This window comes from Microbacterium sp. X-17 (genome assembly GCF_039615055.1).
In genome coordinates this window covers 882,141-895,440 of sequence record NZ_JBDHNI010000002.1, presented here as the reverse complement: position 1 = coordinate 895,440, position 13,300 = coordinate 882,141, and the positions used below count along the sequence as shown (strand labels likewise).

Below are 13,300 nucleotides of genomic sequence, written 5' to 3'. Positions count from 1 at the left end.
CTACTTACCCCACTGCTCCTTGAACATCGCCTTGAAGTCGAACTCCGGCGTGACGAAGTCGGTGCTGTACTTGGCGATGTTGTCCTTCGTCACCAGGACGAACGGCAGCGTGGTGGCGTCCCAGGTCGGAACTCCGGCCTTCGCGCGCGCCACCTCGTCCATCGCCGCCCAGGCCTCGTAGGAGAACGGCCCCGCGGTCGACGCGAGGAAGCAGTCGCAGCCGGCCATTCCGGCGAGCGTCTGCGGCACGGCGTCGTTGCCCGCGACCTTCACATCCGTTCGGCCCTGCGACTGGAGCGTCTTGATGAACTGCAGCGCAGCCGGGTCGTAGGGCGCGAACACGTAGGGCAGCGAGCCCGGCGGGTTGGCCGCGAGCGCTCCCGTGAAGATCTTGGGGTTCGGTCCGGTGATATCCGCCGTCGACGTGTCGATGGGCCCCTTCACATCACATCCGGGGCAGTACTTCTTGAACTGGTCGAGCTGCGCTTGGTTGACCGCGGAGTTCGCCGGGTACGCCGGATCCTGGAAGACGGTCCCCTTGACCGCGCCGCCGGAGTCGACGATGGCCTGGTCGGCGATCGCCGCGCCAGCCGCGGCGCTGTCGGAGTGGATCGTGATCACCTTGCCGTCCAGGTCGCCCTTGCAGTTCATGCAGGCGATAGGGATGCCGGCGCGGTTCGCGTCGAGGATGGCCGCCTGCACCGAGCTCGGCTCGATGGCCATCAGGATGATGGCGTCGTAACCCTGCTGCACGGCCTGCTCGATATAGCCGGCCTGCACCGACGGCGAGAACTTGCCGTCGAAGACCGGCGACGGCGTCCAGCCGGCGGCCGTCGCCGCTTCGACCGCGTTGTCCGCCGCGACCGCGCAGGCGACGCCCGCCACACCGCACGTGATGATCGCCACGCGACCGGTCCCGACGGCGAAGGGCTGCGACGGCTTCGGCCAGTCGAGCTTGCTCGCGTCGAGGTAGGGCTCCAGCCGTGCCTGCGCGTCGGCGACGACCTGCGCGTTCGCGCCGTTCGCTGCACCCGACGCGCCGGCTGTCGGCGCCGCGGCGGCGCCGGCCGCACACGCCGAGAGCGCCACCATCGCGGCCGCTGCCAGGGACAGGGCCGCGAGCGCGCGCTTCGCGGTCAGGAGCCTCCCCGGCCGCCGCCGAAGAGGCGGTTCAAGGGTGCTGATTCGAGGGGATGCGGCATCGCCGCCCACGAGGTTTCTCATCTCCGATAACGCTCCATTGCGTGAAATGACTGCCGAGGTCCATACGAGGGTCCGTACGGCCAATAGTTGACCTTTTGAAGGATAGTTGTTCTCAGCCCCAGATGCAATGCCCTCTAGCGGGGCAGGAGAGTTCCTGGCGCGTTCCGACTCTCATCGGTCGACCACTGCAGGGATCAACCCGTCGGTCCGGAGTCCTGCGGCAGCTCCTACGACTCACGAAGCGCTCAACCCTTTGGCAGGAGGTACCGTGCGCCTCGCTTCTCTCCATGCAATTCGAGTGCACCCCGGTTGCGCATCCTCTGGAGAAGATGGCTCGCCTGCACGGAGCTGAGATGACAGAGGCTGGCAGCTTGAGACCGCGTGATACTCCCGAACTCGCCGACGTACCGGAGTATCAGCTGCTCTTGCTGCAGCGGGTCCATCCCCTTGAGGCGCGCATAGGCGTCTGATTCTGCGAGGCGGTAGAAGCTCGCCGTGAGTCCGTATTGTCGGCTTCGACCACTCCCGGCCACCTCGACGACGCCCCAACCGGCGAGTCGAGTGAGTTCGCCCCGAAGCACCGACGCCGTGGATCCGAGTGCGTCCGCAAGCTCGCTCGGGCTCTGAGGACCCGCCTCCTTGAGGTCGTGGAGGATCCGCAGCGCGGGGAGCGAGAAGACGACACGGTTCTGGTCCTCGAACTCGACGAGGAAGCGCACGAGTTCAAGATCCGAGTCAGCGGTAGGAATGCGAACGACCACGTGATCCGCGGTGGTCTGCGTGTAGTCCGGTTCGCCGCGACCCGCACGCAACAGGAACGCGTACATCTCGCGAATGCCGCGTCCAGCGCGATCGACGATGCCGGCGCGCTTGAACGCGTCAACCAGGATGGGACTGCGCGGCACCGAGGTGTCCAAGAGGTTGGTCAACGTGACCCCGTGAGGAAGACCTCCCGGACTCGTCACACGCAACTGCTGTTCGTCCAACTGCACCACGACCGGGCCCAGTGCGGCGTAGTCACGATGTGTCAGGGCGTTGGCGATCGACTCGCGGATCACCTCGCCGGGGATTCGCGGTATGCCCACTCGATGTATGCCGAGCATGAGTTCCTGCTCGTTGTTGCGGGCTTGGAGGAGGTCCGTCAACCGCTCCGCGGTGGCGATCAATGGGCCGCGCATCGTCTCGGAGAAGGTGACCTCGCCCGCACGGAACTCTTGGAAGAGGACCTCATGAGTGGGAACGCTGCGCTCGATCGTTGACCGGGCGCCGAACAGCAGCGAGGCCCCGAGCGTCACCTGTGTCGGCTCCTCGGGCCGGATAAGGCGAAGTGCGCGCAAGATCTCGTCGGCGGAGGCATCGGCGAGCGCACGGTCGCCCTTGCCGACAGCGCACAAGCGTCGGAATCGCTCGAACTCCAAGGGATCGAGATCTTCAAGACTCACACCGCGGGCAGCCAGCCCCGCGTAGTCGCTGCCCTGAGCGGCAAGTCCCTGAGCAAGCATGGCGTGAAGCATGAGTGGCTTGCATTGCGGTTCACCGTTGGGCTGAAGGGTCCGGCGCAGGTACTTGCCACCAGTCGTTCCGACCGGGAACACCGACCGGGGGATAGTGATTGCCGCGATCTCTACGCCATCGAGCTTCAGCAGTTCGACGTTGGCATCAAGAGGCGGCTCTGTGCGGTTCATCAACATCGCGCGAAGCAAGTGTGGCTCCGTCACAGCTCCGTGCCGGGGGTGTAGTCCTTCGATCTGCCCATCGTTCGTTACGCCCAGGAAGAGGACCCCTCCCTCGGCGTTGGCTAGGCACGCAGCTGCCTCTACGATCTCCTCGTCGCTGAGGTCCTTGCGGCGCGCACGCTTGAATTCGACGGTGAGTGTTTCGCGCCCCGCAATCAGTGCGGCCGCTTCGTCAGCATTCACCGACCCAGCATATGCATACTTTTGACACACTTATGATCAGACATGCTGGTGTCAATTTCCGACTAAAAATATACATACACTGTCGCTAGATCCCCACGGCCATGTCGGCGAAGCGGGAGAAGTGGCCCTGGAAGGCGACGGTCACGGTGTCGGTCGGGCCGTTGCGGTGCTTCGCGACGATGAGGTCGGCCTCGCCCGCGCGCGGGCTGTCCTTCTCGTAGGCCGACTCGCGATGCAGCAGGATCACCATGTCGGCATCCTGCTCGATCGAACCCGACTCGCGGAGGTCGGAGAGCGCGGGCTTCTTGTCCGCGCGCTGCTCGGGACCACGGTTCAGCTGCGACAGCGCGATGACCGGGACACCGAGCTCCTTGGCGAGGAGCTTCAGCGCGCGCGAGAACTCGCTGACCTCCTGCTGGCGTGACTCGACGCGCTTGCCGCTCGTCATGAGCTGCAGGTAGTCGATCACGACCATCTTGAGGCCCACCCGTTGCTTGAGTCGGCGGCACTTCGCGCGGATCTCGACGAGCGTCATGTTCGGGCTGTCGTCGATGTACAGCGGAGCGTCGTTGATGCGGCCGCGCGTCGACGCGATCGTCGTCCAGTCCCGGGAGTCCAGCGTGCCCTTGCGCATACTCTGCAGCGGAACCGCCGCCTCGGCGCTCATGAGACGCATCGCGATCTCGCTGCGGCCCATCTCGAGCGAGAAGAAGATCGTCGGCATGTCGTGCTTGATCGCGGCGGCCCGCGCGAAGTCGAGCGCGAGGGTCGACTTTCCCATCGCGGGACGGGCGGCCACGACGATCATCTGCCCGGGGTGGAGCCCGTTCGTCAGCTGGTCGAGCCCCGCGAACCCGGTCGGGATGCCGGTCATCTGGCCGTCGCGACCCCGCGCCGCCTCGATCTCGTCGACCGCGGCATCCACCGCGATCGTGAGCGGCACGTAGTCCTCCGCCGCCTCGGCACCGGTGACCCCGTAGATCTCCGCCTGCGCGGTGTTGACGAGATCGACCGCGTCGCCCTGACCGGAGTAGCCCATCTGCACGATCCGCGTGCCGGCCTCGACGAGGCGGCGCAGCAGCGCCCGCTCGGAGACGATCGTCGCGTAGTAGCCCGCGTTGGCCGCGGTCGGGACGATCGAGGTCAGCGTGTGGAGATAGTCGGCGCCGCCCGCGCGCTGCAGCTCGCCGGTCTTGATCAGCTCATCGGTGACGGCGACGACATCCGTTGGCTCACCGTGCGAGTAGAGGGAGAGGACCGCCTCGAAGATGACCTCGTGCTTCGGGATGTAGAAGTCGCCGCCGCGCAACGTCTCGATGACGTCGGCCACCGCATCCTTCGAGAGAAGCATCCCGCCGAGCGTGCTCTGCTCGGCGAGGAAGTCATGCGGCGGGGTGCGCTCCGGCTCGCGCGGCCCCAGCCGCTGCTCCGCGATGTCCGCAATCGACATGCATGCCCCTTCCCCGAATCACGCTACAAATCCCGAATCACGCCCCCGGACGGCGCGCACCGATCAGCTCCGATCGACACCCGCGCGTGGTCTCGCCGTCGCATACTCCATGACAGCGCGAGCCTCCGACATCGTCGTGCGGTGGGCTCTCCCCGCAACGTTCCCCTCACCGTAGAGAGCCCTGTTCTCCACCGCAACCATGCCTGTGGATAACTCTGTGGAGGACCTGCGCGAAACGCCGCGATGTCTGTGCAGAGTGCCTGTGGAGAGTGGGTGTGAGGAGGATGAATTTTGCTCGATTTCTTGCCCTTGATCGGGCATTCTCCATCTCACAGCTTGTGGATAGCTTCGGATCTCAACTGACACTTGAAGGTGCGCGGACCGTCGGCGTGATATGTGCAAAACGCTGTGGGTGAACGGGCGATCGAGGCCCAAAGGAGTACCACCGTTTCCTGCTTCACGCAACAGGTGTTGCGGTGTCTGCTCGCATTCCTATACTCGCCGTCAATACGTCGCTACCTCATGAGTGCAGGCAGGGGTGAGGAACGTGAGAGCAGGGGTGCAGAGGTTCCGACCGCGGAACCTGCTGCTCGTCGGCCTGGGTGCCGGCGCCCTCTGGTGCGCCCTCAGCGTGCTCTCGTCCGCGGCCTCGGCATCCGCCGCCGAGGTCCCCGACGGCGGCCTCCTCGGGGTCGTCTCGCAGACGGTCACCGCGGTGGATCACGTGACCGACGGCGTGCTCGGCGCTGTCGACGGCACGCTCGATGCCGTCACGGATGCTGCGACCGTTCCTCCCGCGCAGACCCCGAGCTCGCCGCCCGCTGGCCCAGCCGAGCCCTCCGCCCCCGCACCCGTGACCGCGATCGACGCGGGCGTGAACGGCGTGGCGGAGACCGTGTCGAGCACGCTCGACGCCACGACCGACGTGGTCGCCCGTACGACCAGTTCCCTCGTGCAGCCGGTCGCCGACCTCGCGGACGCGCGCGTCGCGTCGACCGTCGTGAGCCCCGTCCTCGACGCGCTCACGGGTCTTCCCCTGGTCGGATCCGTCGTCGCGGCGACACCCGTTCCGCCGCTCTTGGGCGGCGTGGCGACCGGCATCGACGACCTGCTCGCAACGGTCGTCGGCGGCGCAGGGACCGTCGGCGTCCCCGTGCCCCCGGCATCCGGTATCCCCGGCGGCGTCACCGGGCCTGCGGCGACGACTCCGCCCGGTCTCGGTGCGAGCACCCTCGTGCCCGGCGCGCAAGGGACCACTGCGTCTCTGGCGACCGCGGCGACCGCCCAGGGCCGTGCCGGGCCCGACCCCGGCGCATCCTCCGCGTCTGCACCCGTCGGCGCCCCCGCGCCGTCCGAAGCCCCGCTGCGCCCGTTCGACCCGCCCGCCAGCGCGCCGGGCACCGGCAGCCTGGGCGGCGCCCCCTCCGGCGCCGCGGGCGCGGCCGGCCTCGTCTCCGACGCCGACGTGCCGCTCCCGCACGCGGCCGGCTTCGCTCCGGGGCGCGTGAACGACGCCCTGCCGGGCTCCCCGGTCTTCCCGGCCGACGTCTCTCCCGACTGACGGATGCCGCCGCGCGCGCCCGACGCGCGCAGACGGTTCCGCGCGCGTTGCGCGCACATCCACTCAGTCCTAGGAGAGAAACATCATGCGTACATTCGTCAAGCGCGCCCTCTGGGGTGCGCTCATCGGCGGCGGACTCGTCGTCTTCGGGACGGCCGCCGCGCAAGCGGCGGAGACCTCCGGCGACACCGGTCTGCTGTCCGGCACTCAGGCCCTCGTCCACGTCGATCTCCCGGTCACGGTCGGCGGCACCGCCGTGTCCGTGCTCGGCGACTCGTCCAGCACGGGAGCAGCCACCGCGGTGACCCCCACCGGGGCGGACGCCGCGGCCCCGACGACCAGCGGCGAGGCCAGCGTCGGCTCGGGCACACAGGCCCTCGTCGACCTCGGCCTGCCGGTGACACTGTCCGGCAACTCGGTTTCTGTGCTGGGCGACAGCGCGTCCAGCGATGCGAAGACGGCTACTCCGGCATCGTCCGCCCCGGCACCGTCGGCTCCCGCCGGGAGCGCGCCGTCGACGTCCGGCGACAGCGGCATCGCCGCCGGCACGCAGGCGCTCGTCGGCGCGGCCCTCCCCGTGACCGTCGGCGGGAACGCCGTCTCGGTCCTCGGTGACAGCGCGTCGTCGGCCGCGGCCACCACGGCCGGTCCGTCCGCGGGGAGCACGGCAGGCTCCGGGGCCACGACCTCCGGCGAGGGCGGGATCGCCGCGGGCACGCAGGTGCTCGCGCCGATCGGTGTTCCGCTCACCGTGGGCGGCAACAGCATCTCGGTGCTGGGTGACAGCTGGACCTCCGGCGCCACGACGAAGGCGCCGGTGGCCCCCAGCACCGGCACCGGAGCCCCAGTGACGTCGGGCGGTGGTGCCGTCCTCGGCGGAACGCAGCTCGGCCTGCCGCTGGCGATCCCGGTGACGCTGGGCGGCAACGCCGTCTCGGTCGTCGGTGACAGCACGACGGCCGACCCGACCACCGGCACGCCGAGCACCCCCGGTAACCCTGGCACCCCGGGCACCCCCGGTAACCCGGGTAACCCCGGAACCCCGGGCACACCCGGCACCCCCGGCACGCCGAGCAACCCCGGCGACCCGGGCACGCCCGGCATCTCCGGCGGCGTCACGGCCGGCGTCGGAGCGCTGGCCGCGGTCGGCACGGTCGTGCCGTTCCGCTCGGGAGCGCTCGCGCTGACGGGCGGCGCGGGCGCGATCCCGTGGGCGCTCGGGCTCGTGCTGCTCGTCCTGGGCGGCGCGGCCTACGCCGCGAGCCGGCGGTACGCGCACCAGCGCTGACCCCGCCGGAAACGACGGATGCCGCGGGCCCTCTCGGGTCCGCGGCATCCGTCCGGCGTCGCCTTACTTGGCGGCGACGACCTGCAGCGTGATGACGGCGGTGACGTCGTCGCGAAGACGGACGGTCGCCTCGTGCTCGCCCACCGACTTGATCGGCGAGGTGATGTGGATCTTCCGCTTGTCCAGGTCACCGAGTCCGGCGGCCTTGACGGCGTCGGCCACGTCGTCGTTCTTGACGGAGCCGAACAGACGGCCCTCCTTGCCCGCCTTGACGGCGAGACGGACCTTGTTCGACTCGAGCGTGCCCTTGAGGGTCACGGCCTCTTCGTGGTCGTGGATCGCACGGGCCTCACGGGCCGCGCGAATCGACGCGACCTCCTTCTCGCCACCGCGCGACCACGCGACGGCGAACCCCTGCGGGATGAGGTAGTTGCGGGCGTACCCGTCCTTGACCTCGACCACGTCGCCGGCGCTACCGAGCCCGGCGACCTCGTTCGTGAGAATCAGCTTCGACATGGGGGCTCCTTACCGGCCGGCGCCGGAGTAGGGCAGGAGCGCCATCTCACGCGCGTTCTTGATCGCGCGGGCGATGAGGCGCTGCTCCTGCACGGAGACACCGGTGATACGACGGGCACGGATCTTGCCGCGCTCCGAGATGAACTTGCGCAGCGTGGCGACGTCCTTGTAGTCAATGACGCCCACGCGGATCGCCTTCGCGGGGGCCGCGTTCTTCGCGCCCTTCCGCGGCTTGCGGCGGTCGCCGCTCGACTTTCCAGCCATGATGATTTCCTTCGGGATAAGCAGTTGTTAGAACGGGGTGTCGTCGCCGTAGGCGCCCGGGGCGCTCCACGCGTCGGCTCCACCACCGCCGCCGTTCGATGACCCGGGGGTCGCCCACGGCTCGTCGGCGACCTGGCCGCGGCTCGCGCCGCCGCCTCCCGCGGCGCGCGTCACCTGAGCGGTGGCGTAGCGCAGCGACGGGCCGATCTCGTCGACCTCGAGCTCGATCGCGGTGCGGTTGTTGCCCTCGCGGTCCTGGTAGGAACGCTGGCGCAGACGACCGGTCGCGACGACGCGCATGCCCTTGGTGAGGGACCCTGCGACGTGCTCGGCGAACTCACGCCAGACGCTCGCACGGAGGAACAGCGCTTCGCCGTCCTTCCACTCGTTCGCCTGACGGTCGAACGTGCGAGGCGTCGACGCGATCGTGAAGTTCGCGACGGGAAGCCCGTTCTGCGTGTATCGCAGCTCGGGGTCGGCCGTGAGGTTGCCCACGACGGTGATGACGGTCTCGCCGGCCATGGCCGTTATGCGTCCTTCTTCACCCGGGGGGCGGCCGCCTTGCGGGCAGCCTTCTCGTCCTGGCGCTTGCGCTCGGAAGCGACCTGCGCGATGGCCTCCTCGGCCCGCAGGACCTTCGTGCGGAAGACCTGCTCCGACAGACCCAGCTGACGGTCGAGCTCCTGCGTGGCCTCGCTCGTGGCGGTGAAGTTCACGACGGCGTAGATGCCCTCGTTCTTCTTCTTGATCTCGTACGCCAGGCGGCGACGGCCCCAGATGTCGATGCTGTCGATCGTGCCCCCGTCACCCGTGATGACGGCGAGGAACTTGTCCAGGTTCGGGGCGACGATGCGCTCATCGAGCTCGGGGTCGAAGATGACCATGAGTTCGTACTGGTGCGTGTGCGTCACTGACCCACCTCCTTCGGACTAGAACGGTCGCCGGGCATTTCCCGGCGACAGGAGGGTGTGTGCACGTGTCCGGACGAAACGCGGCGCGGAGCCGCAGCCGGACAACCTTCGTAGTGTAACGGATACGCTCGCCCGCCGCATCCGGCCGCTACCGTGAGGAGGGTGGAGTGGAGCGACGACGTCAGCGCCGGGGCCTGGCTGCAGCAGAGCGCCGATGGCGTGCCGCGCGGCTATCGCGCGTACGCCCGTATCCCGCACGCCGACGGCACGGAGGGGCAGCTGGATGCCGCGACCCTCGCGGCGATCGTGACGATCGCCGCCGCCCACACGCGGACGCCCGACCGTGCGTGGATCGCGATCTGGGACGGATGGGGCGGCGTCCTCGGCTTCTTCGGCGACACGCCCGCGCGCACGTTCCTCGCGTTCGCGGACGAGGAGCCGGACGACGCCGTCGAGGCCCGTCACCGCCAGATGCTCCAGCGCAGCATCCACGACCCCGTCAACAACGTCTTCCGCAAGCCGGTCTGGCAGTCCGGCATCCTCTCCGACGAGATCTCGCGCGGCCCCCGGCTCGAGGCGGGCGGCCACGACCACGTCCTGTTCCGGGGCGGACTCGCCGAGCTGACGGATGCCGCGTGGGCCGAGCGGGTCCCGTGGGCCGAGCGCGTCACCGAGTGGACGGCCTCGCCGAGCCTCCTCTGGCCGGACGACCGGGCGTGGGTCCTCGTGACCGATCCGGACGCGGATACGACGGTCGTCGCGGGCCCGGAGGCGCTCATCGCGGCCCTGATCGAAGACGCCCGGATGGACGCGTCCCGGACAGCGGCTCCTAGCTGAGCCCGCTCCGCCCGCGGAGGATCCGCGCGACGAGACGCCCGAGGAAGGGCGAGAGGAGCAGCAGGAACATCGTCCAGTAGCTGAGGACCGGCACCGCGAGCGTCAGCGCGAGGGCCACGAGGAACAGCGTGAGGACGGCGATGTCCGCGGCGAGGGTCTCCCGCAGCCGCTGCGGGTCGATCTCGTGCAGCTCCGGGTGCCGGATGACGTAGATGACGGTGGCGAGCGTCAGGAGGCTCGTGACCGACAGGCTGCCGATGTACACGAGCGCCTGCAGGTCGTCCGTCGCAAGGCTCGAGAGCACGGCGGTCGCGACCGGCAGCCACACGATCGTGAACATCCACGCGAACGTGAGCCAGACGAGCGCGCCCGTGGCGTGCTCGATCCGCCGGAACAGGCGGTGATGGCTGAGCCAGAAGTTGGCGATGAGCACGAAGCTCAGCGTGAACGCGAACAGCGACTGCCGCTCCTCGACGATCCAGTCGCCCGTCGAGAGGTCGTGCGTGGCCGCCTCGCCGACGCTGTCCATGAGCGGGAGGATGAGGAGCGTCATCGCGATCGCAACGACCGCGTCCACGAACATCTTCAGCCGCTCGGCGCTCAGGACCTCCGACATCCCCCGCGGCGTTTGGCTCATGGCCGCTACGGTAGCGTGCGCCTCAGCCGGACGCGTGCTGCACGACGAGGTTCTCCTCGGCCCAGCGCCCGAGCTGACGCAGCACCGGGACGATCTGTCGTCCGGCATCCGTCAGCGTGTAGCTCACCGCGATCGGCGGGCCGGGATCCACGTCGCGCACCACCAGGCCGGCATCCGTCAGCTCCGCGAGCCGGTCGGAGAGGACCGCGTCGCTGATGCCCGTGACCGCGCGGCGGAGACGGACGAAGGAGGCCGCGTCTGCACCGAGAGCATCGAGGATCATGCCGTTCCAGCGCTTGCCGAGGATCGAGAACGCGAGCGTGACGGCACCGTCGCACTGCGGGCCCCGCGTGGCCTCGGTCTCGTCCATCGCTCCAGTGTAGCCATGCTACGCTCGCCAGAGTCGCTTTGTTTTTCTGAGCAACTCTGTTCCGATTCGGAGGATCCATGTCCCTGTTCCGCCTGGATGCCAGCATCTTTCCCGCCACCTCGGCGAGCCGCTCGCTCGGCGACCTCGTCGAAGCCGAGTGGGCCGCGGCCCACCCCGGTGACACGATCGTCCGTCGCGACGTCGCCGCCGACCCCGTCCCCGCGACCGCCTGGGTCGACGCCGTCACGTCCGGCGGGGTGCCGGAGGCCGAGCGGACGCCCGCGCAGCGAGCCGCCCACGCCCTCGCCGCCACGTACGCGGACGAGCTGATCGCCGCCGACGCGCTCCTGTTCACCGTGCCGCTGTACAACTACGGCATCTCGCAGCACGTCAAGACCTGGTTCGACCTCGCCTACACCGACCCGCGCACGAGCATGGGCTCGACCACGCTGCAGGGCAAGCCGGCCGTGCTCGCGACCGTGCTCGGCGGCAACTACGGCCCCGGCACCCCGCGCGAGGGCTGGGACCACTCGACCGGCTGGCTCCGCCGCGTGCTCGAGGACGTGTGGGGCCTCGAGCTCCGCGTCGTGCAGCGCCACTTCACGCTCGTGGGCGTGAACCCCGCGCTCGACGACTTCGCCGACCTCGCGGCCGAGCTGAAGGCGGATGCCGAGCACCTCGCCCGCACCCACGGCCAGGAGATCGCGAGCTCCCGCGCCGCCTGACCCCCCGGGGTCGGCCCTTTGAGCCGCTCCGGTGTCACTCGCGCATACCTTCCCGACCGCGGGACTGTGCGGGACTGACACCGGAGCCGCTCGGGAGCGGCGGAGCGGCTCAGGAGCGGGCGGCCCACCAGGCGCGCAGGCGGGCCTCTGCCTCGTCGGGGCCCAGGACGCCCTCGTCCAGCCGGAGCTCCAGCAGGAAGCGGTAGGCCTCGCCGACCTCGCGGCCGGGGCCGATGCCCAGGATCTCCTGGATCCGGTTGCCATCCAGGTCGGGGCGGATCGCGTCGATCTCCTCCTGGTCGCGCAGCCGCGCGATGCGCTCCTCGATGTCGTCGTACGCCGTGCGCAGCCGCGCGGCCTTCCGCTTGTTGCGCGTCGTGACGTCGGCGCGCGTGAGAATGTGCAGCCGCTCCAGCTCCCCACCCGCGTCGCGGACGTAGCGCCGCACCGCCGAGTCGGTCCACGCGCCCTCGGCGTAGCCGAAGAAGCGCAGGTGCAGCTCGATGAGCCGCGCGACCGTGTCGATCGTGGCGCTGTCGAACCGCAGCTCGCGGAGGCGCCGCTGCGCCATCCGGGCGCCGGTCACGTCGTGGTGATGGAACGTCACCCCGCCACCCGGCTCGAGCTTGCGCGTCGACGGCTTGCCGATGTCGTGCAGGAGCGCCGCGAGTCGCAGCGCGATATCCGGCGCCGCGCCCGGATGCCGCTCGCGCTCGAGCGTGATCGCCTGGCGCAGCACGGTGAGCGAGTGCTCGTACACGTCCTTGTGATGGTGGTGCTCGTCGACCTCGAGGCGGAGCGCGGGCACCTCCGGCAGGAACTCCGCCATGAGCCCCGTGTCCACGAGCAGACGGATGCCGCGGACGGGATCCTCGCTCTGCAGCATCCGCACGATCTCGCCCTGGATCCGCTCCGGGCTCACGATCCCGATCGTCGCGCGCAACCGCTCGATCGCGTCGACGGCGGCGGGATCGACGTCGAACCCGAGCTGCGCCGCGAATCGCGCGGCCCGTAGCATCCGGAGCGGGTCGTCGCCGAAGCTCACGTCCGGATCGCTGGGCGTGCGCAGGACGTGCGCGACGAGGTCTTCCACACCGCCGGACGGATCGACGAGCCGGCGCTCGGTGACCCGCAGCGCCATCGCGTTGACGGTGAAGTCGCGGCGGACGAGGTCGGCCTCGAGGGAGTCGCCGAACAGGACGTCCGGCTTGCGGGTGACGCCGTCGTAGCTGTCGGCGCGGTACGTCGTGATCTCGACCTGATCGGCGCCGATCCGCGCGCCGATCGTGCCGAACTCGCGCCCGATGTCCCAGTGCGCGGAGGCGAGCGGTCGCACGATCTGGAGGATGTCGTCGGGTCGTGCGTCCGTCGTGAAGTCGAGGTCGTGCGTCGGACGCCCGAGCAGCGCATCGCGGACGGGTCCTCCGACGATCGCGAGCTCGCGGCCCGCCGCCGCGAACGCCCGGCCGAGCACGGCGACCGAAGGATGTTCGGCGAGGGCGCCCAGGCGCGCGACACCCTCAGCCATGTTCAGCATCCTTCGAGCCTACCGACCGCCCCACCCCGCCCCCTCCGCCCCACCCACCCCTCTCACGCCGCCCCGGCCGGTCACCCCCTCC

The 13,300-nt window shown here is 69.7% G+C and carries 14 protein-coding genes; 4 read left to right on the top strand and 10 right to left on the bottom strand.

Annotated features, from left to right (window positions below; all coding sequences use genetic code 11):
• From ABCS02_RS12775 to dnaB, 3 genes are all read right to left on the bottom strand, one after another.
• Positions 1-1,224 (bottom strand): substrate-binding domain-containing protein, encoded by a 1,224-nt coding sequence (locus tag ABCS02_RS12775; RefSeq protein WP_345836016.1) that lies wholly within the window; start codon positions 1,222-1,224, stop codon positions 1-3.
• 224 nt (positions 1,225-1,448) lie between these two features.
• Entirely contained in the window at positions 1,449-3,122 is a 1,674-nt protein-coding gene (locus ABCS02_RS12770; protein WP_345836015.1) for an RNA-binding domain-containing protein, read from the bottom strand.
• 85 nt (positions 3,123-3,207) lie between these two features.
• The gene (gene dnaB, locus ABCS02_RS12765; RefSeq protein WP_345836014.1) at positions 3,208-4,572 is read right to left on the bottom strand and encodes a replicative DNA helicase; all 1,365 of its coding nucleotides are present in this window, start codon (positions 4,570-4,572) and stop codon (positions 3,208-3,210) included.
• Positions 4,573-5,131: 559 nt separating this feature from the next.
• Between dnaB and ABCS02_RS12760 the strand changes: the two genes are divergently transcribed.
• Both ABCS02_RS12760 and ABCS02_RS12755 read left to right on the top strand, forming a co-directional pair.
• Positions 5,132-6,133: a hypothetical protein gene (locus ABCS02_RS12760; RefSeq protein ID WP_345836013.1), complete on the top strand. Its 1,002-nt coding sequence runs from the start codon at positions 5,132-5,134 to the stop codon at positions 6,131-6,133.
• An 85-nt stretch (positions 6,134-6,218) separates the two neighbouring features.
• Positions 6,219-7,421: a hypothetical protein gene (locus tag ABCS02_RS12755; protein WP_345836012.1), complete on the top strand. Its 1,203-nt coding sequence runs from the start codon at positions 6,219-6,221 to the stop codon at positions 7,419-7,421.
• Positions 7,422-7,484: 63 nt separating this feature from the next.
• Here the strand turns inward: ABCS02_RS12755 and rplI are convergent, their stop codons facing one another.
• From rplI to rpsF, 4 genes are read right to left on the bottom strand one after another with little or no spacing between them, the layout of a single operon-like run.
• Positions 7,485-7,937, bottom strand: coding sequence for a 50S ribosomal protein L9 (gene rplI / locus ABCS02_RS12750; protein ID WP_345836011.1), 453 nt, complete (start codon positions 7,935-7,937; stop codon positions 7,485-7,487).
• Between the two features lie 9 nt (positions 7,938-7,946).
• Positions 7,947-8,201 carry a 30S ribosomal protein S18 gene (gene rpsR, locus ABCS02_RS12745; protein ID WP_124291977.1) on the bottom strand — a complete coding sequence of 85 codons (255 nt, stop codon included), beginning with the start codon at positions 8,199-8,201 and terminating at the stop codon, positions 7,947-7,949.
• Positions 8,202-8,228: 27 nt separating this feature from the next.
• On the bottom strand, positions 8,229-8,723 hold the full coding sequence (locus tag ABCS02_RS12740) for a single-stranded DNA-binding protein (RefSeq protein WP_345836010.1): 495 nt from the start codon (positions 8,721-8,723) through the stop codon (positions 8,229-8,231).
• Positions 8,724-8,728: 5 nt separating this feature from the next.
• Positions 8,729-9,085 carry a 30S ribosomal protein S6 gene (rpsF, locus tag ABCS02_RS12735; RefSeq protein WP_345836336.1) on the bottom strand — a complete coding sequence of 119 codons (357 nt, stop codon included), beginning with the start codon at positions 9,083-9,085 and terminating at the stop codon, positions 8,729-8,731.
• A 189-nt stretch (positions 9,086-9,274) separates the two neighbouring features.
• Here rpsF and ABCS02_RS12730 point away from each other — a divergent pair, with 189 nt between their 5' ends.
• The gene (locus ABCS02_RS12730; RefSeq protein WP_345836009.1) at positions 9,275-9,949 is read left to right on the top strand and encodes a hypothetical protein; all 675 of its coding nucleotides are present in this window, start codon (positions 9,275-9,277) and stop codon (positions 9,947-9,949) included.
• On the opposite strand, the gene ABCS02_RS12725 is transcribed toward ABCS02_RS12730, so the two are convergent.
• Both ABCS02_RS12725 and ABCS02_RS12720 read right to left on the bottom strand, forming a co-directional pair.
• Complete coding sequence (locus ABCS02_RS12725; RefSeq protein ID WP_345836008.1) at positions 9,942-10,586, bottom strand: TMEM175 family protein; 645 nt, start codon at positions 10,584-10,586, stop codon at positions 9,942-9,944. The genes ABCS02_RS12730 and ABCS02_RS12725 overlap by 8 nt on opposite strands.
• Positions 10,587-10,608: 22 nt before the next feature.
• Positions 10,609-10,956 carry a helix-turn-helix domain-containing protein gene (locus ABCS02_RS12720; RefSeq protein ID WP_345836007.1) on the bottom strand — a complete coding sequence of 116 codons (348 nt, stop codon included), beginning with the start codon at positions 10,954-10,956 and terminating at the stop codon, positions 10,609-10,611.
• Between the two features lie 77 nt (positions 10,957-11,033).
• On the opposite strand from ABCS02_RS12720, the gene ABCS02_RS12715 reads away from it, so the two are divergent.
• Complete coding sequence (locus tag ABCS02_RS12715; RefSeq protein WP_345836006.1) at positions 11,034-11,681, top strand: NAD(P)H-dependent oxidoreductase; 648 nt, start codon at positions 11,034-11,036, stop codon at positions 11,679-11,681.
• Between the two features lie 109 nt (positions 11,682-11,790).
• Here ABCS02_RS12715 and ABCS02_RS12710 read toward each other — a convergent pair whose 3' ends face one another.
• The gene (locus ABCS02_RS12710) at positions 11,791-13,218 is read right to left on the bottom strand and encodes a CCA tRNA nucleotidyltransferase (RefSeq protein WP_345836005.1); all 1,428 of its coding nucleotides are present in this window, start codon (positions 13,216-13,218) and stop codon (positions 11,791-11,793) included.
• Positions 13,219-13,300 lie beyond the last annotated feature (82 nt).